Raw genomic sequence first — 25,981 nt, 5'->3', positions numbered from 1 at the left:
TAGTGTAAAATAACTAGGTATTTTTATTTTATAGGCTTTATATTATGTAATTAATATAAAAATTAGGAGGTAGTTATATGGTTGGAATTATCCTTGCAACTCATGGTGAGTTTGCAGAAGGTATTCTACAATCAGGAACAATGATATTTGGAGGACAAGAAAATGTTAAAGCAGTTACCTTGCATCCAAGTGATAGTCCAGAAAGTTTGAAAGAACGAATGCTTGAAGCAATAGCTACATTTGATAATCAAGATGAAATACTTTTTTTAGTCGATTTATGGGGAGGAACACCATTTAATCAAGCTAACAATTTGTGCGGAGAACATAGTAATTGGGCTATTGTAGCAGGATTAAATCTACCCATGCTAATTGAAGCTTATTCTTCTCGATTTTCGATGGAAACAGCAAAAGAAATTGCAGCAGCAATTATTGAGCCAGCCAAAGAAGGCGTGCGCACAACAGTGGCCACACCAACTGCCAACACTCAATCAACTAAACAATCATCAACCATTCCAGAAGGCACTGTACTGGGTAATGGAAAAATGAAAATTGTATTAGCACGTATAGATTCTCGCTTATTGCATGGGCAAGTTGCTACCGCTTGGACTAAATCAACCAACCCTAATCGTATTATCGTTGTTTCTGATTCAGTATCCAAAGATGAGTTAAGAAAAAAACTCATTGAAGAAGCTGCACCTCCTGGTGTAAAAGCGAATGTCGTTCCTATCAAAAAAATTATTGAGGTTTCTCGCGATCCTCGTTTTGGCAATACCAAGGCATTATTACTATTTGAAAACCCAGAAGATGTCCTAAGGACTATAGAAGGTGGTGTCGATATTAATGTTATTAATGTGGGATCAATGGCACATTCAGTAGGTAAGGTTATGGTAAATAAAGTACTATCAATGAATGCTGAAGATGTCAAAACATTTGAAAAATTGAAAGAAAAAAATGTGAAATTTGATGTTCGCAAAGTACCTAACGATTCTAATAGCAATATGGACGAATTACTAAAAAAAGCGAAAGAAGAATTAGCTGAACAAAAAAATTAGTTTATTTATAGGGGTTATATTATGACATTATCAATTGTTGCTATTATTTTGGTGATATTTATCGCCTTTTTAGCAGGAATGGAAGGCATCTTAGATCAGTTCCAATTCCATCAACCTTTGGTTGCTTGTTCGTTAATTGGACTAGTGACAGGTAATTTAGAAGCTGGCGTTGTACTAGGTGGTTCATTGCAAATGATAGCTCTTGGTTGGGCTAATATTGGGGCTGCTGTTGCACCTGATGCAGCACTCGCCTCTATTGCTTCGTCTATTATTTTAGTACTAGGTGGACAAGGCGTTGCTGGTGTATCTACCGCCATTGCTATTGCTATTCCTTTAGCAGTTGCAGGGCTATTTTTAACTATGGTAGTTCGAACCATTGCCGTCCCGTTAGTACATATGATGGATGCAGCAGCAGAAGAAGGCAATTTACGAAAAATTGAATTACTACAAATTTTAGGTATCTGTTTACAAGGTTTAAGAATCGCAATTCCAGCAGCAGCGTTACTATTTATTCCTGCTGAAGCAGTTAAAGGCGCACTAGATGCTATGCCTGAATGGCTAACAACGGGGATGGCTATTGGTGGTGGAATGGTTGTTGCTGTCGGTTATGCAATGGTAATCAACATGATGGCAAACCGCGAAGTATGGCCGTTTTTCATTATTGGTTTTGTTGTAGCGGCCATATCACAACTTACACTAATTGCACTCGGTGCATTAGGTATTGCATTAGCATTGATTTATCTCAATCTTTCTGAACGCGGCAATTCATCAAATGGTGGTACTAAAGGTGACCCACTTGATGACATTTTAAATGATTACTAGAAACTTGGAGAAAAAAATGACTGATAGAATTCAATTAAGCAAAAAAGATCGTTTAGCTGTTGCTTGGCGTTCAACTTTCCTTCAAGGTTCTTGGAATTATGAACGTATGCAAAATGGTGGTTGGGCTTATTCAATGATTCCTGCTATCAAAAAATTATATACCACTAAAGAAGATCGTTCAGCAGCACTAAAACGCCACTTAGAATTTTTTAATACCCACCCATATTTAGCTTCACCTGTGCTAGGCGTAACACTTGCTCTTGAAGAAGAACGAGCCAATGGCGCTGCCGTTGATGATGTTGCTATTCAAGGGGTAAAAGTGGGAATGATGGGACCATTAGCGGGAGTCGGTGATCCTGTATTCTGGTTTACCGTTCGACCAATGCTTGGAGCTCTGGGAGCTTCATTAGCAATAACTGGTGATTACATTGGCCCTATTTTATTCTTTTTATTATGGAATATTATTCGATGTTCTTTTATGTGGTATACCCAAGAGTTTGGTTATCGTACAGGCTCTAAAATTACTGATAATTTATCAGGCGGTTTACTGCAAAAAATTACTAAAGGAGCCTCTATTTTAGGGATGTTTATCCTCGCTGCCTTAGTACAAAGGTGGGTATCAATAAAATTCCAACCAGTTGTTTCGACTGTAAAATTAGATAACGGTGCGTTTATTGATTGGAATACATTACCAATAGGTGCACAAGGCATTCAAAAAGCGTTACAACAAATGCAAAGCGGATTATCACTAACCCAAGAAAAGGTCACCACCTTACAAAATAACTTGGATCAGTTGATACCAGGATTAGTACCATTACTATTAACTTTCTTATGTATGTGGTTACTTCGCAAAAAAGTATCACCTATTTTAATTATTCTTGGATTATTTATTGTGGGTGTAGTTGGCCATGTAATAGGCCTTTTATAAAGCAAAGCATAACGTTTTATAAAATTTTCTTAAAAGGCACTATATTTTAATATATAGTGCTTTTTATATATCGTCATCTTATTATAACGTCTCAATAAAGTAGCTATTTTCAACCCACGTTATGGTTTAAATAGTAGTATAATTTACAAAACACAAACTTACTTATGGATAATAATGGCTCAATCATTAAACACTAAAGTAGACTTAACCATTCAAGCAACTGCTTTCGTTGGTTTTTCAGAGTATGGTAACATAATGATCGGTGACAAAGCCTTTGAGTTTTACCACCAGCATGATCCTCGTAAATATATTCAAATACCATGGGATGAAATTGATTATGTTATTGCATCAGTCCTGTTAGGTGGCAAATGGATTCCCCGTTATTCTATTCAGACCAAGAAAAATGGAACTTTCACCTTTGCATCTAAAGAACCCAAAAAAGTATTAAAAGCTATTCGAGTTTATGTTGACGGGCAAAAAATGGTCAGATCACTTAGTTTCTTTGATGTTCTAAAACGGGCTTTTATAAAGAAAAAAACAAAAAAATAATGTATACCCCAAAAATTATTGGTTAATCTTTAATATTATTTTTCTTAATAAAATTATAGAGTTTTTCGGCCTGTTGAGATAGCTGCCTTTCTTTTTTCTTAATCAAATATACTGCTCGTTTTAATGAAAGGTCTTTAAAGGGAATAATAGCAATATTATCATGTTCAAACTGAAACAACGTTAACCCTGTAGTGATGCTAACGCCTTGGTTTACAGCAATCAAACCCATCATAGTAGTTAATTGTCTGACCTCCATAGTATATTGAATATTATATAATTGAGTTAGTTGATCTGTATAAAGTCGAATGCTTGTACCTTGGGAAAATGCAATAAATTGCTGACCTTCCAAATCTTTTAATTGAACAGAATCTTTTTTGGCTAACTCATTTTGTCTATGACAAATTAAATAAAAGTCATCCGAAAATAAAAGTTCAGCTTGAATATCCTTTAACGTTGGTGTCCCTGCTGCAATGGCAATATCAGCTGAATTATCAATAATGGCATGTAAACACCTATCCCATTGAGTATCTAAAATTTTAACCCTGATTTCAGGATTTTCTACATAAAATTTTGCGATTACTTCAGGCAACCATTTCACGGCTAAAGAAGGTAGAACAGCGACAGTAATACAACCTTCTTCACCATTCGCATAACGTTTAATGTTTTCAATGGTATTATCATAACTATGGACAAGATTACGAGCTAATTCGATAAAATAAAATCCATCAAAATTAAGCTGAACTTTTCTTGTATCCCGATCAAATAACCTAAAGCCAATTTCTTGTTCTAATGTAGCAATAAGGGCACTAAAAGCTGGTTGGGACAAATTGACTAACTCCGAAGCTTTAGTAAAATTCTCCATTTCCGCCAAAGCCAAAAACGCACGTAACTGTTTGATAGATATATTCATATTATAATTAATTTATCTCTCATAATTTGCCAGCATTATAAAAAGAATCCATCATTTTTATTTAAATGCTAATTTATCGCCATAACAAAACTCTATCACATTTTTTATTTATTTTAACAAGTTATCAAAATCAATTTTTATTTTTTGTGACCTACGTTTAGGTAAAAATTTAAAAAATTTTCAAGAAAAAAATAACTATATGAATAACAAAAACTTTAATCAAAAAAATATATTTAGTTAAATGCTGTACTTATTTGTATTTCAAATAAATGGCGACTTATTTTCATTACAACTATATTTATATCTTATTCAAATAATTGTTTGCTTTTGAGTTATGTATTATATGGCAAATTTATTTGAATAAGGAGAGCATCTATGTTAGCACTTACAGGCATATTAACTATTGTCGTTATGCTTTATTGCATAATGTCAAAGCGAATGTCGCCCATTGTAGCATTAATTATTATTCCCACGATTGGCGCTTTAATTGCTGGTTCGGGTTTAGAAACACCAAAATATATTGTAGCAGGGATAACAAAGCTTGCCCCTATGGCCGCTATGTTTGTATTTGCAATTACCTTTTTTGGTGTTATTACTGATGCGGGAATGTTTGATCCAATTATAAAACGTATATTACGTTTTGTTGGCACTAACCCTATCAGAATTATTATTGGCACAGGTATCCTAGCATTAATTGCCCACTTAGATGGTAATGGAGCTGTAACCTTTTTAGTCACGATCCCCACTATGTTACCTTTATTCACAAAACTAGGTATGGATAAACGTATGCTCATAGGTATTACCGCATTGAGTGCTGGTGTCAATTTTTTACCATGGACAGGACCAATGATCCGTGCTGCTAGCGCATTAAATATCTCGACTCATGATCTTTTTGTACCACTTATTCCAGCTCAAATAGTTGGACTTACATTTATGATATTTATGGGCTATTACTGGGGTAAAAAGGAACAAAAGCGTCTAGGACTGACTAAAGAAGGGATGCTTGCTAATAGCAATGTTTCACATCATGAAAAAGAATTAACAGAAGAAGAGAAAAAACTTCGTCGTCCTCATTTATTTTGGGTTAATATCGGCCTAGTTGTTGCTGTTTTATCTACCATGGTATTTACACGTATCTCCCCAACTGTTGCTTTTATGATTGCATTAACACTAGCATTGATGATCAACTACCCTAATGTCAAAATGCAGTCTGAACGCATTAATGCCCATGCAAAAGCCGCACTAATGATGGCAAGTATTTTATTCGCAGCAGGAGCATTTACTGGTATTATGACTGGTTCTGGTATGCTTAAAGCAATGTCTGAATCTGCAGTTAACTTTATTCCTCAACATTTTGCTAGCCATGTACCATTTATCACTGGTATTGTCTCAATGCCACTAAGCCTTATTTTCGATCCTGACTCTTATTATTTCGGTATTATGCCAGTCGTTGCTAATACGGTTGAAATGTTAGGTATCCCAAGTATTCAAGTTGCTCAAGCCTCTATTATGGGACAAATGACAACTGGTTTCCCTGTTAGTCCATTAACGCCTGCCACATTCTTACTTGTCAGCCTTGCTGGTGTAGATTTAGCTGATCATCAAAAATTTAGTATTCCAGTTTTATGGTTAGCAAGTATCATCATGACTGTTGCTTGTGTTGTAACTGGCGTATTTCCGATTTAAATTACAAGAGGTATTTAATTATGAAAAAAATAAGAATTGGTTGTGGAGCTGGTTATGCTGGCGATCGTATTGAACCGGCCGTAGAGTTAGCACAAAAAGGACAAATTCAATATTTAGTTTTTGAATGCTTGGCAGAACGAACTATTGCAATAGGTCAAAAACAAAAACAGACTAATCCAAATGCTGGGTTTAATGAATTACTTGAAGCAAGAATGCGTGCCGTATTGCCACTTTGTGTTCAAAATAAAATAAAAATTATCACCAATATGGGATCGGCTAATCCACAAGCAGCAGGAAAAGCAATCCAATCGATTGCTCAATCGCTAGGTTTAGCTGGATTAAAAATTGCTATTGTTGAGGGTGATGATGTTTATCAATCTGTTGTTGAACAAGACCTTAAACTTGATGATATTAACAAAAAAGTTTCCGAATCCGATAAAAAAATCGTCTCGGCTAACGCCTATTTGGGTTGTGAAGCATTAGTTGATGCACTTAAAGCTGGTGCTGATATTGTTATTACTGGACGAGTTGCCGATCCATCCCTATTTTTATCACCAATGATTTACGAATTTGGTTGGTCATTAACTGACTGGGATAAATTAGGTAAAGGCACTTTAATTGGGCACTTACTCGAATGTGCAGGTCAAATAACTGGCGGTTATTACGCTGATCCAGGTTACAAAGATGTACAAGGACTTGCTCGTTTAGGCTTTCCTATTGCTGAAATAAACGAAAATGGTGAAGCATTTATTACCAAAGTTCCTGAATCTGGTGGTTGTGTTAATGTAGATACTTGTAAAGAACAAATGCTATATGAAATACATAATCCTGAATATTATATTACCCCTGATGTCGTCGCCGATTTTTCAAAAGTAACTTTCAAAGAAATCGCAAAAGATCAAGTCGCAGTAACCGGTGCTACGGGTAGAGAGCAAACTAAAACATTAAAAGTATCAGTTGGTTACCTAGATGGTTTTATTGGCGAAGGGGAAATGAGCTATGCAGGTCCTGGTGCAGTAGATCGCGGTCAATTAGCACTTGATATAGTCAAAGAACGCTTATCAATCATTGGGGTAAATGCCGATGAATTACGTTTTGACCTTATTGGAGTCAACTCTTTACATGGAAGTAAACTATCTCAAGCAAGCAAACCTTATGAAGTCAGAGTTCGTGTTGCAGGACGTTTTAAAAGTAAGTCTGATGCAAACTTAATAGGTAACGAAGTTGAAGCACTCTATACCAATGGTCCAGCTGCTGGAGGAGGAGCTTATAAATCAGTTAAAGAGATTATTGCTATGGACTCGACACTGATTGAACGAACACTCGTCAAACCTGTTATCAGCTATTTGGAGGTATAAAATGAAACTAAGACAGCTTGCGCATTCAAGAACTGGAGATAAAGGAAATATATCAAACATTTCTGTCATTGCTTATGACATCAATAACTATGAAAAACTAAAGGCCACAGTAACCGCTGATAAAGTAAAAGAATTCTTTTCAGATACGGTAAAAGGAAAAGTAATTCGTTATGAACTACCTAGTATTGGTGCATTAAATTTTGTCATGTACGAAGCATTAGGCGGTGGCGTTACACGTTCTTTAGCTCTTGATATGCATGGTAAAGGCCTTAGTGCTGCATTGATGGATATGGATATAGAATAGCGCTTTTCCTATATTTATATTATATATTATGACTTCAAAATCCCAACAAAGTTAGTTGTTGGGATTTTGATTTATTCTATTTTCAATAAATACACTTTTTAAGCTACTACTTGGTATTGATAAGAAACAGCCATTGCACTTTTTGCTAGAAAGAGTATAATTCTGGGGCTTTGATTTTGTCCGTGTTGGGCAGAAAAAAGATTATTTTTTAATTTAAGAGGATGTTATGGTAACTATTCGTTTAGCTCGTGGTGGCTCTAAAAAGCGCCCTTTTTATCAAGTAGTTGTCACTGATAGCCGTAACCCACGTGATGGTCGTTTTATTGAGCGCGTTGGCTTTTTTAATCCAATTGCACAAGGTAAAGCAGAAGAATTACGTTTAGATCTTGATCGCGTAAATCATTGGGTTGGTTTAGGTGCAACAGTTTCTGATCGTGTTAACGCATTGATCAAACAAGCACAAAAAGCTGCTTAATTTAGTAATTAATAGTCCTGTAATGATGAATACTGAGAATCTCATTGTTGTTGGTAAACTTGGTTCAAGCTACGGCATTCGCGGATGGCTCAGGATTTTTTCGTTTACAGAATTTCCAGATAACATTTTTGATTACACCCCTTGGTATATCCAGCGTGCTGGGCAATGGCAAGAAGTAATCGTAGAAAGCTTTAAACCACATAATCATGATATGATTGTGAAACTCAAAGGCATTGATGATCGCGATCAAGCAATTGCATTAACCAATATCGAAGTATTTGTTGATGCAGAAAAATTACCAGCACTTAGTAATGGTGATTTTTATTGGAAGGATCTCATTGGCTGTCGAGTCAAAACAGTTAATGGTTATGACTTAGGCCTGGTGACAGATTTAATGGAAACCGGCTCTAATGATGTATTGGTTGTTAAAGCAAACCTAAAAGATGCATTTGGAGCAACAGAACGTTTGATTCCTTTTGTTGAAGATCAATTTATTAAACAAGTAGATTTAACAACAAAAACGATTGTGGTCGATTGGGATCCAGCTTTTTAATTGGTAAGGTAGAACTATGTGGATTGGCATTATTAGCCTTTTTCCCGAAATGTTTCAAGCCATTACCTGTTATGGCGTGACTGGTCGAGCAGTTAAAAACGGACTGTTAACAGTAGATTATTGGAACCCGCGCGATTTTGCGCATGACAAGCATAAGACTGTTGATGACAGACCTTATGGTGGCGGTCCAGGCATGTTAATGATGGTACAACCACTAAAAGATGCAATTCATGCGGCAAAAGCAGTAGCTGGGGACGATACAAAAGTAATCTATCTTTCCCCACAAGGGCGCAAATTAAACCAACAAGGTGTTTGCGAATTGTCCCAAAATGAAAAACTAATTTTAATTTGTGGACGATACGAAGGCATAGATGAACGCGTTATCCAAACCGAAATTGATGAAGAATGGTCAATTGGGGATTACGTGTTAAGTGGCGGTGAATTACCGGCGATGACAATGATTGATGCACTTGCAAGATTTATTCCTGGTGTATTAAATCATCAATCATCAGCAGAGGAAGACTCTTTTGCTAACGGTTTACTCGATTGTCCACACTATACTCGGCCTGAGGTGTTAGATGGAATGGCGGTGCCTGATGTGTTAATGTCTGGTCACCATGAAGCGATTCGTCGTTGGCGATTGAAACAATCACTAGGACGAACTTGGTTAAGAAGAGAAGATCTTCTTGCAAATCTAGCTCTGACTGATGAAGAGCAATGTTTACTTGCTGAATTTAAACATGAATACAGTAATAAACAAAGCGATTAATATTTCAGTGTAACTAGCATAAGAGATAACATTATGAAAAATGCAATTATTCAGCAATTAGAACAAGAACAAATGAAAAAAGACATCCCGTCTTTTCGCCCTGGTGACACGGTTGAAGTAAAAGTATGGGTTGTTGAAGGTAACAAAAAACGTCTTCAAGCTTATGAAGGTGTCGTCATTGCGATTCGTAATCGTGGTTTACATTCTGCATTTACAGTACGTAAAATTTCGAATGGCGAAGGTGTTGAACGAGTATTCCAAACTCACTCACCAATTGTTGATTCAATTACTGTGAAACGTCGTGGTCAAGTACGTCAAGCTAAACTTTACTACTTACGCGAACTTCGTGGTAAAGCAGCTCGAATTAAAGAGCGCCTTAACTAACTTTTTATTGGCTATCAATAAAAAATATCAGATTAAGATGGTCACCTTTATGGTGACCGTTTTTATATATGATAAAAATAATGTCAACGTAGCAATAACGTTGATAAATTGACGTAGTTTAAAAAATTAATATAAAAGATGAGCTATGATTGACTATATTTTTGCTATTTTATCCACAACAGTAAAACTATTTGCATTAATGACGCCACCAGCTGTCCTGAGTGCATTTTTAAGTGGCACTAAACAATATGATGAACAGCTACGACGTAAAACTGCACTCAAAACATCTTGTTCTGTTTTTATCATTGGCATAGTACTATTCTTTTTTGGTAACACCATGTTTAGCGTTTTCGGTTTTACTCTTGATGCATTTCGTATTGGTTCAGGAGCATTATTGTTCATTACTGCAGTTTCGCTTATGAACGATTCGCCAGAAAAAAACAAAATTAACAGTGACGATGATATTAGCGTTGTCCCACTTGCTATCCCACTATGTATGGGGCCTGCATCTATTGGTACCATCATCGTTATGGGGACAAGCTCAATTGGAATTGTATCAAATACGGTTGGCGCTATTTCATTATTTGTTGCATCAATGGGAATTTACATTATGCTGTTATGCGCCAAAACTATTGCAAAAGTATTAAAAAATACAGGCATTGCGATTTTATCAAAACTAACAGGATTACTCATATCTGCCATTGCAGCACAAGTTGTGTTTACGGGAATATCCGCCTTTTTAAAATAACCAAATACAATAACTCAAAACTGATTGTATGTAATCACACTTAAATAATATTGCTAAGTGATTACATACAATTACATTAATAACTTTTGATTGGATTTCGCTTTTTATAAAAAAAGTAAGAGATAAGAATAGCGATAACTAAAACCACTTCTGACAACAAAATAAAGTAACCCGACTCGCCAAACCACACTCCAATAATAATAACAATATTCATAATAATAGAAATGACAGCAAGCCAAGGAAACAATGGTGATTTGAACTTAATCATCTCTTTAGGATATTTACCACTATTCACCCCGTGACGAAATTGATACTGGCACCAAGCAATAATAATCCACGCAAAACACCCAACTTGGCCAGTGCTTGCGACTAAATAAATATAAAGCTTTTCTGCTGCAATGTACTTAGAAAACAAAGAGACTAATGCAATAATAGCAATAAATAGTATACCTTTTGTAGGCACACCTCGTTGATTGACTTCTGAAAAATATTTTGGTGCCAAATTATCTTGAGCCATAGACCATAACATTCTTGAACTAGCATAAATTGCTGAGTTAGCTGCAGATATAGCTGCACAAAAAATAACAAAAAGCATCATATACGAAGCAAATGTAATTCCGGCTTGGTTAAATACCCATACAAACGGGCTAATTTCATCATGTACTGTTCCGTATGGATAAACAAGTGCTAAAACGGCAATAGCTAAAACATAAAATAAAATAACACGAAAAGCAACGCCAGTAATAATTTTAGGTAATACTGATTGAGGAGATTGCGCTTCACCTGCAGCATTCCCAATTAATTCGATGCCTTGAAATGAGTAAGTCACAATAGTCATACAAACAAAAATTGAAAAAAAACCATTGGGAAACCACCCACTCTCTGTTCTGAATGTTGGCAATACCTGTGTTTGGGTATATTGATGATAAAGTAAATAAACACCAATACAAATAAAAGCAATAATCGCAAATACTTTGATCGTTGAAAAACAATACTCACTTTCGCCAAATGCACGAACTGAAATTAAATGCACTGACGTAATGATAACTAAAATGAAAAGGCTAAAAATATAGATAGGAATGGAAGGAAAAACTTGGTTAGCGATCATTGATGCTGCAGTCAAATCGGCAGCCATAGATAACACCCAACTTAACCAATATAACCAACCTATTGTATAACTCCAAATTGGATTGGGTATAAACATTAACGCATAATGTTGAAAAGAGCCTGCATGAGGAAATGCACAAGAAAGCTCGCCTAAACATAACATAGTTGAAAGCATTATGCAGCCTGCCATTAAATAGGCGATAATGGTTCCTAATGGCCCAACCGTACTCAGTGGAGATGCGATACCGATAAATAACCCAGTACCAATCGAACCACCTAAAGAAATCATCAAAAGGTGACGATTTTTTAAATTTTTCTTTAAACTACTGGGATAAGGGCTTTCTTGTGATTCTGATGTTGTCATGTAAACCGCCTAATAATCAATAAAAACTGCTGGTTGCCCAGCAGCTAACACAATTAATAAATAAACCGTTTTTCTACACCATTTGTTTGGCAAGCCATAAGTAAGGCTGTGTAATCAAGTTCAAAGCCGATCACATCACCGACATGTAATGTTTCAGAAACATCTTCGATATCAACAATAGTATGATCACTCGTTTGCCCTAAAACAGTAATCTTATCATTGATAGGCACACAGCTTTCCGCTGGTACATCTTGCCGTCCAAACGCAAGAAGTGCTCGTTTGCGTGTACCGTTATCAACAAACGTTTTACTGTTTAAAAATGCATCTACACCTAACTCACCAACAGGAACCGTTGGCTTGCGATTAACTTCAATAACTTGCGCATATAATTTATACAAATTACTACACGCTTTATCAACAGGTTTGTTTGAATGGTGAAATTCATCCAGATATTTCATATCTACATACTCAATACCAAACTCATGCAATCCACCTATTCTTAAGTGATTCAACCCTTCAGGCCAAATACCTTTATCTAATAGATGGTAGCTTGTACAATTACCTGCCGATAAATATTTAATTTTAATATTACAAGACTCTTCTACTTTACGCGCAATATGTAAAAAGTCTACTCCATTTTTTACTGTTGGTAAAACGGTACCATAGCAGTTAAAATTGGTGCCAAGCCCATAGAGCTCAACACCCGGTAAAGAAAGAATTAATTTAACCATATCAATAATTTCATCAATATGTTCAAACCAAATACCTTCTCGTAAATCCCCCATATCTACCATCAATAAAACTTGATGAACTTTTTGTTGCTTAACTGCTTCATCAGAAAGTGCTTGAATAACTTGCTTTTCGCTATTTAGGCTAATATCAGCATATTTAACCACATCACTAATTTCACTTAAACAAGGACTACGCAATAAGCATGTTTTACAATTTAAAGCTTCTTTCAATTTTTTTAAATTGTAAGTTCTTGACTCGGCAATCACATCAATACCTCCGTCAAGTACAGCTTTGGCGGTTTCTATGCAGCCATCAAAAACTTTATTAACAGCCATCACTTCAATGCCGTGTTTAGCTAATAACTCTTTTTCAACACGAGCATTATTTCTTAATTTGCGCAAATCAATTTCTAATATAGGTTTGTACATATACTTACTCCTCTATATATTGTTACTACTGCAAACGGTTACGCTTTTGTGCTCGATAATAAATCCACTCAGCTAAACCAATAGCAAGCACAGCACCACCCACTATTTTGGCAATATACTCAACATATCCCCCCATATCAATTTGGGCTGGTGGAATAAAGACCAAAATTACAGCAAATAGCGTTGATAAAAACCCTAATGCAGGTAAAACAATTGGCATAACCTTACCTGGAATTTTAAAGCTACGCGGTACATCAGGTTGAGTAAAGCGTAAACGATAATACGCAATAAACATCACCAAATACGGAATAAAATAACAAATTGTTGTAAGTGCTGTTAACATCCAATATGCCGCAGCAATACTTGGTGACACAAACGTTGAAAAACAAAGCACAGTCACAATAATTGCTTGAATAATTAAAGCAAAAGCAGGGGTTTTATATACTGGGTGTAAACGACCGATACGTTCACCAAGTAAATTATCTTCTTTTGATGCTTCTTGTAACATATAAATAGGGCCTACTAACCACGAGTTAATTTGTCCTAATGCACCAAAGAATAAACAAATTGCCATAACAGGTAATAACCAAGGCATATGTAATTCATTGGCAGCAGCTTCCATCGCCTGCATAACACCCGCAACAATATCGGTATCTTCTGCAGGTAACAACGTATTAATTGCCCATGAACCCACCATATAAATACCAACAATGACAACAGCTGAAACCAACATCGCTTTTGGAAAATCACGCTGAGGATCACGAGTCCGCCCAGCAATCATTGGTGCCACTTCAAGACCTGCGAACGCAAACATCATGCTAGATAAAAATACGATAGTATCCCAACTGCTTAAATCAGGAATCCAATCACTAACATGGCTATAGCTCGTTGCCATTGGATGACCCATTAACAACCATACAATAGCTAAAACAATAAGAATAGCAGCAGGAATAAATACACCAAGCCATGCACTAACACTATTGATAATTTTAGTCCATTGCATTCCCCTAATATTCATTAGTGTCAAAATCCAAAATACAACCATAGAACCGACACCAATAAATACTTGGTTTTGAGCTAAATCAGCACTAAACATATACCCTATTGCAGTAAAACCAAATTGCAACATTAACGGGAAGAAAAGCACACAAGAAAACAAAAAACAAACAACAACAATCCAACCGATACGTTTACCAAATGCTTCTTTTACCCACACAAAAATCCCACCATCTTTTGGCCAGCCGGTTGAAAGTTCACCACACACCATTGCTAATGGAAAGAATAAACAAAATGCGGCAAGTAACCAAAGTACCATTGCTGATGCGCCATATGGAGCAACATTCGGAATTTGGCGTAAACTCAGTATTGCAATGACATTCATAAACACAATGTCTTTAATACCTAGCAAACTTGAATCTTTAGAATCACTCATAATAACCTCACTTTATAATATCTGGAGCATAAAATGCCCCAGATATTGATGATTAATATATGTCGTACCCAACCATATCTTCGTAAGTGTCCTCGCGGCGAATCAATCGATCTTTACCCTCTTTATCTATCATTACAACAGAGGTACGAGGACGATTGTTATAAACAGTTTGGCTTTCGATGGTATAAGCACCAGCATCAAGGAAAGCAACAATATCGCCGATTTGAGTATCTTTTGGCATTAAGAATTCTTCACCTTTAACACCGACATGGAAGTAGTCCCCCCCATCACATAAAGGACCTGCCAATTTAATGTATTCATCATGTGTTTCATTAATTTTAGAGGCATTATAAACATAGAAGAACCAATCAAAATGTTGGCTATCGGATAAAACACTATAACCCGCATCAACAAATTTCCATTCAACATGTTCTTCAATATTACCGTCTAAATCGTAATTAGTTTTACGTTTTTCGCAGGCAACTTCAGTTACAAGAACACCAGCAGAGCTTGTTACTTTACGACCTGGCTCAATACAGATTTCAACATCAGTGCGCCACTTGTGCACTTCATTAATAACAGCATCAGCAAAATCTTGTGCGGTAATACCTGCATACATATTATCTTCTAATGGATTACCATTTTCTTCGTCATATTTATATGGAACAGGAATTCCCCCACCTACATTGATTAAATCAAATTTAATACCAAGCACTTCTTCTAAACGACGTGATTCATCAACTAAAACCTTCGTTGCTTTAGCAAAAGGCTCTGCTTCAGGCACCTGATCACCAACATGCATATGTAAACCACGTAAATGAACATATGGCATTGCCAAAATACGACGACATGTCTCTTCTGCTTGTTCTAAATCAATACCTGATTTAGCATGATAAGCCGTTACCAATTCTGCGTGAGTTGCTGATGGAACATTTGGCTCAACACGCACACAAACATTTGCTACTTTTTTCAAACGTTTTGATATTTCATCAATAATATCAAGTTCATATAAACTATCTACGTTGATAATATAAAGATCATTTTGGATAGCAAATTCTAAATCCACAGGTTTTTTAACAACACCATTGAAAACAATTTGGCTACCAGGAAAACCGATTTCTAAACATTTACGCACTTCAAACATTGAGTTGGCTTCTGCGTAAATACCGGCATCTTTAATCGCTTTAAGCACGCCCATTACAGAACAGGTTTTTGACGCATAGAAAATTTTTGTGTTTGGATGCGCTTTAAATGCATTTTTGATTTCTTGCACATTACGATCAATTTCCTTTTCAGAAAACACATAAAAAGGGGTTGGATATTTTTCGGCTAACTTTTCTAAATTAATACCATCAAAACATAGTTTGCCACTTTCAGCACTAAAACGACGATCTTTAGTTACAAGATCTGTACGTATTTTGTTATAATTTGACATAATTGAGTCAGACATATGACCTCCAGTTAATTAATACATAAAAGAACATAATGAATAAGAAAAATGGCTTCTCACCTGTAATGCAATCAGTATGCCAAATAAAAAACAATAATAATCATTAACTTAAAAAACAATCGTCATAAACAAAATTAGTCATATAGTGTAAAATATATCTTTATGACAAAAATCCGTCATTCCAGTGAGAGTTGAAAAGGATTTAAATTAACCTAAGCAAGATCTAAAAAATAATTCAAAATTAAAGGGCACTAATATCATGACAATCGATCCTGAATTATTACAATCGCTAGATATATTTAAACATTTTTTTGATCTAATCCATCAACCAATAGCCATTATCAATAAGGAAGGAAAATATATTTATTATAATCAAGAAAGTGCAGAACTAGATGGTTATCCGATGGAACAAGCTATTGGTAAACCCATACTTAAAGTTTATCCAAAGATGAGAAAAGAAGACAGCACCATGCTGCAAGCTCTACAACAAGGCAAAGAATATCAAGATAATTACCAAAGCTATTACAATCATGTCGGCAAGCTTGTTGACTACATGCACACAACTGTGCCACTTTATAACACAAATAAAGAAATTATTGGCTCAATAGAAATAGGACGAAATTTATCTACTGTAAGGCAATTACAAGACCAAGTATTTACCCTAAATAGCAAGTTATACCAAAACAAAGAACAGCCATTACCCGAAATCGTTTTTGTTTCTCAAAAAATGCAACAGGTTATCGATCAAACCAATGTGTTAGGTGCAAATGATGTTCCTGTATTAATTGTTGGTGAAACAGGTACAGGTAAAGAGCTATTTGCCCGTTTAATACACCAAACAAGTCAACGCCGACAAAAACCCTTCATATCCCTTAATTGTAGCGCATTGCCGACGACACTAATTGAGAGCACATTATTCGGTACAGTAAAAGGCGCATTCACGGGTGCAGAAACTCGACAAGGTTATTTAGAACTTGCCAATGGTGGTACATTATTTCTTGATGAATTAAACGCCATGCCTTTAGATATGCAAAGCAAATTATTACGATTCTTACAGGAAAAAACCTATTGGCCACTAGGTGGTAATAAAGAAATGTATTCTGATGTTCGTATTGTTGCAGCGATGAACGAATCACCAGCAGAATTACTAAAAACAGGAAAAATGAGAAACGACCTGTTTTATCGATTAAACGTTGGTTTAATAAAGCTCCCAGCTTTACGCGACAGAACAGAAGACATCCCTGTTTTAGCGCGCTATTTTATTGATAAACATAAAAACGATATAAATATCATCATCAGCGGTATTAGTGAACATGCACTACAACAATTAATATCAGCTCCTTGGCCTGGCAATGTCCGGATGCTTGAAAATGCAATAGTCAGAAGTATGGTATTACAAAGCGAACCCGGTGAATTACAGCATATCACACTTGATGACGAGCTATTTGACCTCAATAGTTCATTTTATCAGGACGAGAACAGCAGTAAACCAGACAAAATAGCACAAAACACATCACCAAATGGAAACAACTTAACCCAACAAGTAGAAAACTATGAACGACAACTTATCATTGATGCCTTAAACCAAGCCAATGGTAAAATTATCACAGCGGCAAAAATATTAAATATTTCACGCACAACTTTACAATATAAAGTCAAAAAATATCATATTCAAATGGGGGTAATTAGTGATTAATCTAATCACCCCAAAACAATCAATCAAACGCTTGAGCACAAGCGAAAGCACTACTCCAAGCCCATTGAAAATTATACCCTCCTAGCCAACCTGACACATCAACGACTTCGCCAATAAAATAAAGATTGGGCTGTTTTTTTGCCTCCATAGTTTTTGATGATAACGCATCAGTACCTACCCCACCTAATGTTACCTCGGCAGTACGATATCCTTCCGTACCATTAGGGACAATGGACCATTGCGTCAAGATATCATAAAGATTTTGTTGCTGTTTAGGAGTAAGTTGCTTCACTGTTAAATCAGACACTAAATTTAATTGTATTAATGCTTCAATGAGTCTTTTAGGTAAAATCTGCGCTAAACAATTTTTTATATTTTGATTGCGATTTGCTTCAAGTAATGGTTTAAATTCCGTTTCGAATTGTCTATCAGGTAACAAATTAATCTTAATTGCTTCACCAGTTTGCCAATAGCTTGAAATTTGCAAAATGGCAGGACCCGATAATCCCCGATGAGTAAATAACAGATTATCTTTAAAACAAATTTTTGAGTTCGACACTTCAACCGGCACCGAAATACCAGACAGCGTTGACAGCACCTCTAACAAGGGTTTATGCAGTGTAAAAGGCACTAAGCCAGCCTTTACAGCAACAACCGGCAGATCAAATTTTTCGGCAATTTTATATCCTACCGACGTCATACCCAACGCAGGCATAGATAATCCACCTGTTGCAATAATAACTTTATCACTCTCAATTAAACCTTTTGAAGTATGTAATTTAAATTTCTCAGTATCAGATTCAATATCATTAAGTTGCGTTTGCAACATAAAACTCACGCCACCTTTTTGACACTCTTTAACTAACATATTCACAATCTGTTGAGCTGAATCATCACAAAACAACTGCCCATGATCTTTTTCATGATAAGCGATATGATATTGATTAACCAAATGAATAAAATCCCACTGCGTATAACGTTTTAATGCCGATTTACAAAAATGCGGATTTTGGGACAAATAGTGCTTAGCCTCAATATTCAAGTTAGTAAAATTACATTTACCTCCGCCAGACATTAAAATTTTGCGTCCTACTTTTTTACCATTATCAATCACAGTAACATCATAGCCCTTTTGCCCTAGCAAGCCGGCACAAAAAAGCCCTGCAGCGCCAGCGCCTACAATTGTAATTTTCGTTTGCATAATTGAGATATTAAAAATTCACAGATAATAAATTATAACAGTATACAACCACCACTAATAGCCATTGAATTTTGCAATATGTTTTATACTAAAATAAACATTTTAATGAAACTTTTTAACAAAAAAGAAAAAGAACTTATATCCCAAATATCCACCAAAATTGCCAAAATCTAGTATTGACTTATAAAACCATTAAAAATCATAGCAATAATTACCATTATTAGCTTTATTAATAACGCCAATAACAGTTATTAAAAGATTGACTTATAAGTAATATTTATTTGACCAAAATACGATTTTTCTTTAATTTCATAGCCAATATGGGATTAATGCCTATACTTTCTCAAATTATAAAAGCGATGAACTAGAGGCAATGATATGTTATATAACCAGCATCATGAAAAAGATAACTGCGGATTTGGGCTAATTGCTCACATTGAAGGGCAACCAAGTCATAAAGTGGTGCGTACAGCAATTCACGGTTTAGCCAGAATGCAACACCGTGGCGCCATTTTATCTGATGGAAAAACAGGCGATGGGTGCGGCCTTTTATTACAAAAACCTGACCGTTTTTTTAGATTAGTAGCACAAGATGCAGGTTGGCGATTAGCGACCAATTATGCCGTTGGTATGCTGTTTTTAAGCCAAGACGAAAAAGAAGCACAAGCAAGCCGCGAGATTGTTGAACAAGAACTCGCTGAAGAAACCTTATCTATTCTAGGTTGGCGTGAAGTACCGATTGATAAAAGCGTACTGGGCGAAATAGCATTATCATCACTACCCAAAATAGAACAAGTATTTGTCAACGCCCCTGCCGGTTGGACTAAAATCGATTTAGAACGCCGCTTATATATGGTGCGTCGTCGAATTGAAAAACGGGTGAAAGACGACACATTTTACGTTTGCAGCTTCTCCAATCAGGTCAATATCTATAAAGGCTTATGTATGCCTAAAGATTTACCTCGATTCTATTTAGATTTGGCCGATATCCGCATGGAAACGGCAATTTGTTTATTCCATCAACGGTTCTCAACTAATACCGTGCCACGTTGGCCATTAGCGCAACCTTTTCGCCATCTGGCGCATAATGGTGAAATCAATACCATCGAAGGTAACCGCCAATGGGCAAAAGCGCGCTCATACAAATTTAAAACGCCCCTCATTCCGGACTTACAAGATGCCGCACCGTTTGTTAATGTCACCGGCTCCGATTCAAGTTCATTAGATAACATGCTAGAGCTATTCCTTGTTGGTGGGATGGATATTGTACGAGCTATGCGCCTGCTTGTACCTCCTGCTTGGCAAAATAACCCTGACATGAACGAAGACCTACGTGCCTTTTTCGATTTCAACTCAATGCATATGGAGCCTTGGGATGGGCCTGCGGGTATTGTCATGTCAGATGGACGTTATGCGGCATGTAATTTAGACCGTAATGGATTACGTCCTGCGCGTTATGTAATAACGACAGACAAACTTATTACCTGTGCCTCTGAAATTGGTATCTGGGACTATCAACCTGATGAAGTTGTCACTAAAGGTCGTGTTGGCCCGGGTGAATTATTAGTTATCGATACCGAAGAAGGTCGCATATTACAATCGTCTGAAACAGACAACGATTTACAAAAACGTCATCCTTATAAAGAATGGATGGCAAAAAATGTTAAACAGCTAATACCATTTGAAAACCTACCTGATGATAACATTGGTTCACGCAATTACGACGATACGTTACTTGCCACTTATCAGAAACAGTTTGGTTATAGCGCTGAAGAGCTTGACCAATGCATTCGTGTACTCGGTGAAAATGGCCAAGAAGCCACTGGATCAATGGGTGATGATACGCCGTTTGCCGTATTATCAAGTAGACCTCGTTTAATTTATGACTATTTCCGCCAAAAATTTGCACAGGTCACAAATCCGCCTATCGATCCACTACGTGAAGCGCATGTTATGTCACTTTCAACCAGCATCGGCCGAGAAATGAACGTATTTGCCGAAGCAGAAGGTCAAGCGCATCGCGTGGCATTTAAATATCCCGTTTTAGTTTATTCTGATTTACAACAATTAACCGAGTTAGAGTCGCGTTACTACAAATCAGAAACATTAGACATCACTTATGACATTGATGGCAGCCTACGTGATGCCATTGAACAATTATGTGGTGATGCCGAAGCAAAAGTGCGTAATGGCACAGTCTTACTGATTTTATCAGATAAAAACATCGCAGCCGATCGCTTACCAATTCCGGCACCAATGGCGGTGGGTGCTGTACAACAACGCTTAGTTGAAAAGAATTTACGTTGTGATGCCAATATCATTGTTGAAACCGCAAGTTGTCGTGATCCACATCAATTTGCAGTACTGCTTGGTTTTGGAGCAACAGCAATTTACCCTTACTTAGCCTATGAAACCTTAGGTCAAATGGTCGATAATGGCACAATAAATAAATCTTATCGCGAAGCAATTCTTAATTACCGCAATGGGATCAACAAAGGCCTATACAAAATCATGTCTAAAATGGGGATATCAACCGTTGCCTCTTACCGCTGCTCAAAACTGTTTGAAGCGGTTGGATTACATAAAGATGTGGTTGAGCTTTGTTTCCAAGGTGTTACTAGCCGTATTAGTGGCGCTAACTTTGATGATTTTACACAAGACCAATTTAACTTATCGAAAAGTGCATGGTTAAAAAGAAAACCATTAGAACAAGGTGGACTACTTAAATTTGTCCATGGTGGCGAATATCATGCCTATAACCCAGATGTGGTACAATCACTACAAAAAGCGGTCAATAATGGCAATTATGACGATTACAAACGTTATACTGATATCGTTAATAATCGCCCTATTGCCACATTACGTGATTTATTAAAGCTCAATCCACCTAAAGATGCAGCTATTCCACTGGAACAAGTCGAACCTGAAGAATCGCTATTCAAACGCTTTGACTCAGCCGCCATGTCAATTGGTGCACTGAGCCCTGAAGCGCACGAATCGCTTGCCGAAGCCATGAATACACTCGGTGGTTTCTCCAATTCAGGTGAAGGCGGTGAAGATCCAGCACGCTACAACACCATAAAAGTCTCGCGCATAAAACAAGTTGCATCAGGCCGTTTTGGCGTAACGCCAAGTTACTTAATGAGTGCTGATGTTATTCAAATTAAAGTCGCACAAGGAGCAAAACCGGGGGAAGGTGGTCAGCTACCTGGTGATAAAGTCACACCGTATATAGCAAAATTACGTTTTTCGGTACCGGGTGTCACATTGATTTCGCCGCCGCCTCATCACGACATCTATTCAATTGAAGACTTGGCACAACTTATTTTTGACCTTAAACAGATTAACCCTAACGCAATGATTTCGGTCAAATTAGTATCTGAACCCGGGGTTGGAACCATTGCAACTGGTGTTGCTAAAGCTTATGCTGATCTCATCACCATTTCTGGTTACGACGGAGGAACCGGAGCTAGCCCATTAACATCGGTCAAATATGCCGGCTCACCTTGGGAACTTGGTCTGGTTGAAACACAACAATCCTTAGTCGCTAATGGATTACGCCACAAAATCCGTCTACAAGTTGACGGTGGATTAAAAACCGGTACCGATATTGTCAAAGCTGCCATTTTAGGGGCAGAAAGCTTCGGATTTGGAACTGGTCCAATGGTCGCATTGGGTTGTAAATATCTGCGTATTTGTCACCTTAATAACTGTGCAACAGGTGTTGCAACACAAGATGAAAAATTACGTAGCGAGCACTATCATGGCCTGCCAGAAAAAGCCATGAACTACTTCCTCTTTATTGCACGTAATACACGGGAAGTGATGGCAGAACTAGGCGTAAGTCGAATTGTCGATTTAATCGGACGGACTGATTTATTATTAGAACTTGATGGCATCACTGCGAAACAACAAAAACTAGATCTATCTGGACTGCTAAAAACCGCCACCCCACTTGAAGGCAAACCGGTTTACTGCATAGAAGATAACAAACCATTTGATAAAGGGGTACTCAATAAAGAGATCCTCACACAAGCACAACAATTTGTTGATAACCGTCAAAGCAAAAGCTTCTATTTTGACATTCAAAACACCGATCGCTCGGTTGGCACAAGCCTATCAGGCTATATTGCTCAAAAATATGGCGATCAAGGCTTAGTCACCGATCCGATCTCGCTAAACTTCAACGGCACGGCGGGGCAAAGTTTTGGTGTATGGAATGCTGGTGGTGTAGATCTAACCCTAACTGGCGATGCCAACGACTATGTTGGTAAAGGCATGGCTGGTGGACGCATTGTCATTCGCCCACCGCAAGGCTCGGCATTTTTAAGTCATGAAGCAACCATCGCGGGCAACACCTGCTTATATGGCGCAACAGGTGGCAAATTATTTGCCGCAGGCCGAGCAGGTGAACGATTTGCCGTACGTAATTCCGGTGCCATCAGCGTTGTTGAAGGCATTGGTGATAATGGATGTGAATATATGACAGGCGGTATTGTTTGTATACTTGGAAAAACAGGGGTCAACTTCGGTGCGGGTATGACAGGTGGGTTTGCTTATATCTTAGATGAAGATGGCGAACTACACAAACGCATCAACAAAGAGCTAGTCGAAATGCTAAACGTCGCAAATTACGCCATTCACGAAGAACACCTTCGCGGTTTAATTATGGAACACGCTCAACTAACCCACTCATCACGAGCCGAAAATATTTTGGCCAATTGGGACAATTTTGCTAAACAATTTGCCCTAGTCAAACCAAAATCCAGTGATGTCAAAGCACTACTTGGACACCGCAGTCGCTCATCGGCAGAACTGCGCGTTCAAGCACAGTAAGGAGAACACGAAAATGAGTCAAAATGTTTATCAGTTTATCGATTTACAACGTGTTGATCCGCCTAAAAAATCGTTAAACATCCGCAAAATTGAATTTGTTGAAATTTATGAGGGCTTTTCTGCCTCGCAATCACAAGCACAAGCCGATCGTTGTCTGGCTTGTGGTAATCCTTATTGTGAATGGCGCTGCCCTGTACATAACTATATTCCCAATTGGTTAAAACTGGTTAACGAAGGTAAAATTCTAGAAGCGGTAGAACTTTCGCACCAAACCAACAGTCTACCGGAAGTTTGTGGTCGAGTCTGTCCACAAGATCGCCTTTGTGAAGGCTCTTGCACCTTAAATGCCGAATTTGGTGCGGTTACCATTGGAAATATTGAACGTTATATTACGGATGAAGCCTTTAAAATGGGGTGGAAACCCAACCTATCGAATGTTGAACAAACAGGGCTAAAAGTCGCCATTATTGGTGCAGGCCCTGCTGGTCTTGCTTGTGCTGATGTTTTAGTGCGCAATGGTGTAACACCGGTGGTGTTTGACCGTCACCCTGAAATTGGCGGATTACTGACATTTGGTATCCCTGCTTTCAAATTAGATAAAGAAGTACTTATTAACCGACGCCGCATATTTACCGAAATGGGCATTGAATTCCGTCTCAATACCGAAGTAGGCAAAACCGTGCAATTAGCCGACCTAATCAATGAATTTGATGCCGTATTTGTTGGTGCAGGTACTTATCAATCAATGCGAGCAGGACTTGAAAACGAAGATGCTAATGGTGTTTACGACGCACTGCCATTTTTAATTGCCAATACCAAGCACCTCATGCAACATCAACAAACCCAAGATACGCCTTATATTGACATGAAAAATAAACGTGTGGTTGTGCTTGGTGGTGGCGATACTGCAATGGACTGTGTACGAACCTCGATTCGCCAAGGCGCTAGCGAAGTCACTTGTGCTTATCGCCGAGACGAAGCCAATATGCCAGGCTCAAAGCGAGAAGTAAAAAACGCCAAAGAAGAAGGCGCACAGTTTCAATTTAATGTACAACCACTAAGCATTGAAATTAACAGCACTGGGCAAGTGACAGGCGTAAAAATGGTCCGAACCGAGCTTGGCGAGCCCGATGCAAAAGGTCGACGTTCGCCAGTCATGATTGAAGGTTCAGAATTTGTCCTCCCTGCCGATGCAGTGGTAATGGCATTTGGATTTAAGCCACATGCTATGCCGTGGTTGGAAGAACAAGGGGTTGATTTTGATGCACAAGGTCGAATCATTGCGCCAGAAGCTAACGGTTACCAAACGAGTAATGCTAAAATTTTTGCCGGTGGCGATGCCGTTCGGGGGTCGGATTTAGTGGTAACAGCGATTAATGAAGGGCGCAAAGCGGCTGAAGGTATTTTGAGTTATTTGGAAGTTTGAAGGTTGTTTAGTTTAAATTAAAATTAAATTAGATATTAGTATAAGCCCGCTTGTTATAAGCGGGCTTTTTAATTGGGTTTTGGGGTGTTTTTGGTTAAAAATCACCCCAAAAAAACTTTAATAAAATCAGTACCTTTTCTGACCGATTTTTGGGCGGAAAATCAGGCCTTTTTTGTTTTGGTGTATAGGATGGATTGGGTGCGGTGGTTTCGGACGTTTTGACCTTGGGTGGATAAAATAGCTACAGTGACCACGTCCGAGCTAAGGGAATTAAAGCGAATTCCCTTAGCAATCCCGCGCTTGGCTGCAGAATGTGGCCTACGGCTACGCTACTCGTATCATCCTGATACTCGCCTCTACGAGGCCACCTTCGCTATGCTCAGGTGTTCAAATTTGTTCCAGACAAATTTGTCCGCCGTCGCTCGGTCTTAACGCACCGGCTATGATTCGCTCCCGGCGAAGCATAGCCTCGTCAAACATCCCTGTTTGGCGTGCTAACCTCACTCTGTTGTCGGCACATTCTGACGCCGGAATAAGACAAACAACATAACCATCTTTTTTGGGATGGGTTGTTGTGTTTTTGTTAGGCGGTTTTTGTTAAAAAAAACATCGAAAAAACTTTAATAAAATCAATACCTTTTCTGACCGATTTTTGGCGGAAAATCAGGCCTTTTTTTTGGTGAATAGGATGGATTGGGTGCGGTGGTTTCGGACGTTTTGACCTTGGGTGGATAAAATAGCTACAGTGACCACGTCCGAGTCAGGGAATTA

20 protein-coding genes and 2 pseudogenes are annotated in these 25,981 nt (G+C 37.7%); 16 read left to right on the top strand and 6 right to left on the bottom strand.

Going from position 1 to position 25,981, the window contains the following annotated elements; all coding sequences use genetic code 11:
- Nucleotides 1-77: 77 nt before the first annotated feature.
- The 5 genes and pseudogenes from GA0061081_RS11350 to GA0061081_RS07040 form a co-directional block, all read left to right on the top strand.
- Nucleotides 78-453 (top strand): annotated as a pseudogene (locus tag GA0061081_RS11350) (PTS sugar transporter subunit IIA); the annotation flags it as partial.
- A gap of 56 nt (nt 454-509) precedes the next feature.
- Nucleotides 510-1,052: pseudogene (locus tag GA0061081_RS11345) on the top strand (PTS sugar transporter subunit IIB); the annotation flags it as partial.
- A 21-nt stretch (nt 1,053-1,073) separates the two neighbouring features.
- Complete coding sequence (locus tag GA0061081_RS07050; protein ID WP_091348847.1) at nt 1,074-1,874, top strand: PTS mannose/fructose/sorbose transporter subunit IIC; 801 nt, start codon at nt 1,074-1,076, stop codon at nt 1,872-1,874.
- Between the two features lie 16 nt (nt 1,875-1,890).
- Nucleotides 1,891-2,802 carry a PTS system mannose/fructose/sorbose family transporter subunit IID gene (locus tag GA0061081_RS07045; RefSeq protein ID WP_091348843.1) on the top strand — a complete coding sequence of 304 codons (912 nt, stop codon included), beginning with the start codon at nt 1,891-1,893 and terminating at the stop codon, nt 2,800-2,802.
- Between the two features lie 174 nt (nt 2,803-2,976).
- Nucleotides 2,977-3,351 (top strand): DUF956 family protein, encoded by a 375-nt coding sequence (locus GA0061081_RS07040; protein ID WP_091348841.1) that lies wholly within the window; start codon nt 2,977-2,979, stop codon nt 3,349-3,351.
- A gap of 22 nt (nt 3,352-3,373) precedes the next feature.
- Here the strand turns inward: GA0061081_RS07040 and GA0061081_RS07035 are convergent, their stop codons facing one another.
- A complete protein-coding gene (locus tag GA0061081_RS07035) occupies nt 3,374-4,261 on the bottom strand; it encodes a LysR family transcriptional regulator (RefSeq protein ID WP_091348837.1) in 888 nt (295 codons plus the stop codon).
- 375 nt (nt 4,262-4,636) lie between these two features.
- Between GA0061081_RS07035 and GA0061081_RS07030 the strand changes: the two genes are divergently transcribed.
- The 8 genes from GA0061081_RS07030 (at nt 4,637) to GA0061081_RS06995 (ending at nt 10,538) form a co-directional block, all read left to right on the top strand.
- A complete protein-coding gene (locus GA0061081_RS07030) occupies nt 4,637-5,947 on the top strand; it encodes a CitMHS family transporter (protein WP_091348834.1) in 1,311 nt (436 codons plus the stop codon).
- A 20-nt stretch (nt 5,948-5,967) separates the two neighbouring features.
- A complete protein-coding gene (locus GA0061081_RS07025) occupies nt 5,968-7,305 on the top strand; it encodes an acyclic terpene utilization AtuA family protein (RefSeq protein WP_091348831.1) in 1,338 nt (445 codons plus the stop codon).
- A 1-nt stretch (nt 7,306) separates the two neighbouring features.
- A complete protein-coding gene (locus tag GA0061081_RS07020) occupies nt 7,307-7,609 on the top strand; it encodes an AtuA-related protein (RefSeq protein ID WP_091348827.1) in 303 nt (100 codons plus the stop codon).
- Between the two features lie 226 nt (nt 7,610-7,835).
- Entirely contained in the window at nt 7,836-8,084 is a 249-nt protein-coding gene (gene rpsP, locus GA0061081_RS07015; RefSeq protein WP_034900786.1) for a 30S ribosomal protein S16, read from the top strand.
- Between the two features lie 25 nt (nt 8,085-8,109).
- Nucleotides 8,110-8,637, top strand: a complete 528-nt coding sequence (gene rimM / locus GA0061081_RS07010; protein WP_245176383.1) for a ribosome maturation factor RimM — start codon at nt 8,110-8,112, stop codon at nt 8,635-8,637.
- Between the two features lie 16 nt (nt 8,638-8,653).
- Nucleotides 8,654-9,406, top strand: coding sequence for a tRNA (guanosine(37)-N1)-methyltransferase TrmD (gene trmD / locus GA0061081_RS07005; RefSeq protein WP_091348820.1), 753 nt, complete (start codon nt 8,654-8,656; stop codon nt 9,404-9,406).
- Nucleotides 9,407-9,439: 33 nt separating this feature from the next.
- Nucleotides 9,440-9,790: a 50S ribosomal protein L19 gene (rplS, locus tag GA0061081_RS07000; RefSeq protein ID WP_034900792.1), complete on the top strand. Its 351-nt coding sequence runs from the start codon at nt 9,440-9,442 to the stop codon at nt 9,788-9,790.
- A gap of 145 nt (nt 9,791-9,935) precedes the next feature.
- On the top strand, nt 9,936-10,538 hold the full coding sequence (locus GA0061081_RS06995; RefSeq protein ID WP_091348817.1) for a MarC family protein: 603 nt from the start codon (nt 9,936-9,938) through the stop codon (nt 10,536-10,538).
- 76 nt (nt 10,539-10,614) lie between these two features.
- Here GA0061081_RS06995 and GA0061081_RS06990 read toward each other — a convergent pair whose 3' ends face one another.
- From GA0061081_RS06990 to dokD, 4 genes are read right to left on the bottom strand one after another with little or no spacing between them, the layout of a single operon-like run.
- Nucleotides 10,615-12,009 carry an amino acid permease gene (locus GA0061081_RS06990; protein ID WP_091348814.1) on the bottom strand — a complete coding sequence of 465 codons (1,395 nt, stop codon included), beginning with the start codon at nt 12,007-12,009 and terminating at the stop codon, nt 10,615-10,617.
- Nucleotides 12,010-12,062: 53 nt separating this feature from the next.
- Nucleotides 12,063-13,169 carry an alanine/ornithine racemase family PLP-dependent enzyme gene (locus tag GA0061081_RS06985; protein WP_091348811.1) on the bottom strand — a complete coding sequence of 369 codons (1,107 nt, stop codon included), beginning with the start codon at nt 13,167-13,169 and terminating at the stop codon, nt 12,063-12,065.
- Between the two features lie 25 nt (nt 13,170-13,194).
- On the bottom strand, nt 13,195-14,601 hold the full coding sequence (locus GA0061081_RS06980) for an APC family permease (RefSeq protein WP_091348808.1): 1,407 nt from the start codon (nt 14,599-14,601) through the stop codon (nt 13,195-13,197).
- Nucleotides 14,602-14,653: 52 nt separating this feature from the next.
- Nucleotides 14,654-16,051: an ornithine/lysine decarboxylase DokD gene (gene dokD / locus GA0061081_RS06975; RefSeq protein ID WP_091348805.1), complete on the bottom strand. Its 1,398-nt coding sequence runs from the start codon at nt 16,049-16,051 to the stop codon at nt 14,654-14,656.
- Nucleotides 16,052-16,307: 256 nt separating this feature from the next.
- On the opposite strand from dokD, the gene GA0061081_RS06970 reads away from it, so the two are divergent.
- A complete protein-coding gene (locus GA0061081_RS06970) occupies nt 16,308-17,747 on the top strand; it encodes a sigma-54 interaction domain-containing protein (RefSeq protein WP_091348802.1) in 1,440 nt (479 codons plus the stop codon).
- A gap of 19 nt (nt 17,748-17,766) precedes the next feature.
- Here the strand turns inward: GA0061081_RS06970 and GA0061081_RS06965 are convergent, their stop codons facing one another.
- Complete coding sequence (locus GA0061081_RS06965) at nt 17,767-18,948, bottom strand: BaiN/RdsA family NAD(P)/FAD-dependent oxidoreductase (RefSeq protein WP_091348800.1); 1,182 nt, start codon at nt 18,946-18,948, stop codon at nt 17,767-17,769.
- A gap of 378 nt (nt 18,949-19,326) precedes the next feature.
- Here GA0061081_RS06965 and gltB point away from each other — a divergent pair, with 378 nt between their 5' ends.
- Nucleotides 19,327-23,784: a glutamate synthase large subunit gene (gltB, locus tag GA0061081_RS06960; RefSeq protein ID WP_091348797.1), complete on the top strand. Its 4,458-nt coding sequence runs from the start codon at nt 19,327-19,329 to the stop codon at nt 23,782-23,784.
- Between the two features lie 13 nt (nt 23,785-23,797).
- Nucleotides 23,798-25,210, top strand: a complete 1,413-nt coding sequence (locus GA0061081_RS06955; protein WP_091348794.1) for an FAD-dependent oxidoreductase — start codon at nt 23,798-23,800, stop codon at nt 25,208-25,210.
- Nucleotides 25,211-25,981 lie beyond the last annotated feature (771 nt).

It is taken from the genome of Gilliamella bombicola, assembly GCF_900094945.1.
Lineage (GTDB): Bacteria > Pseudomonadota > Gammaproteobacteria > Enterobacterales > Orbaceae > Gilliamella > Gilliamella bombicola.
This window is presented reverse-complemented; position numbering and strand designations above follow the sequence as displayed.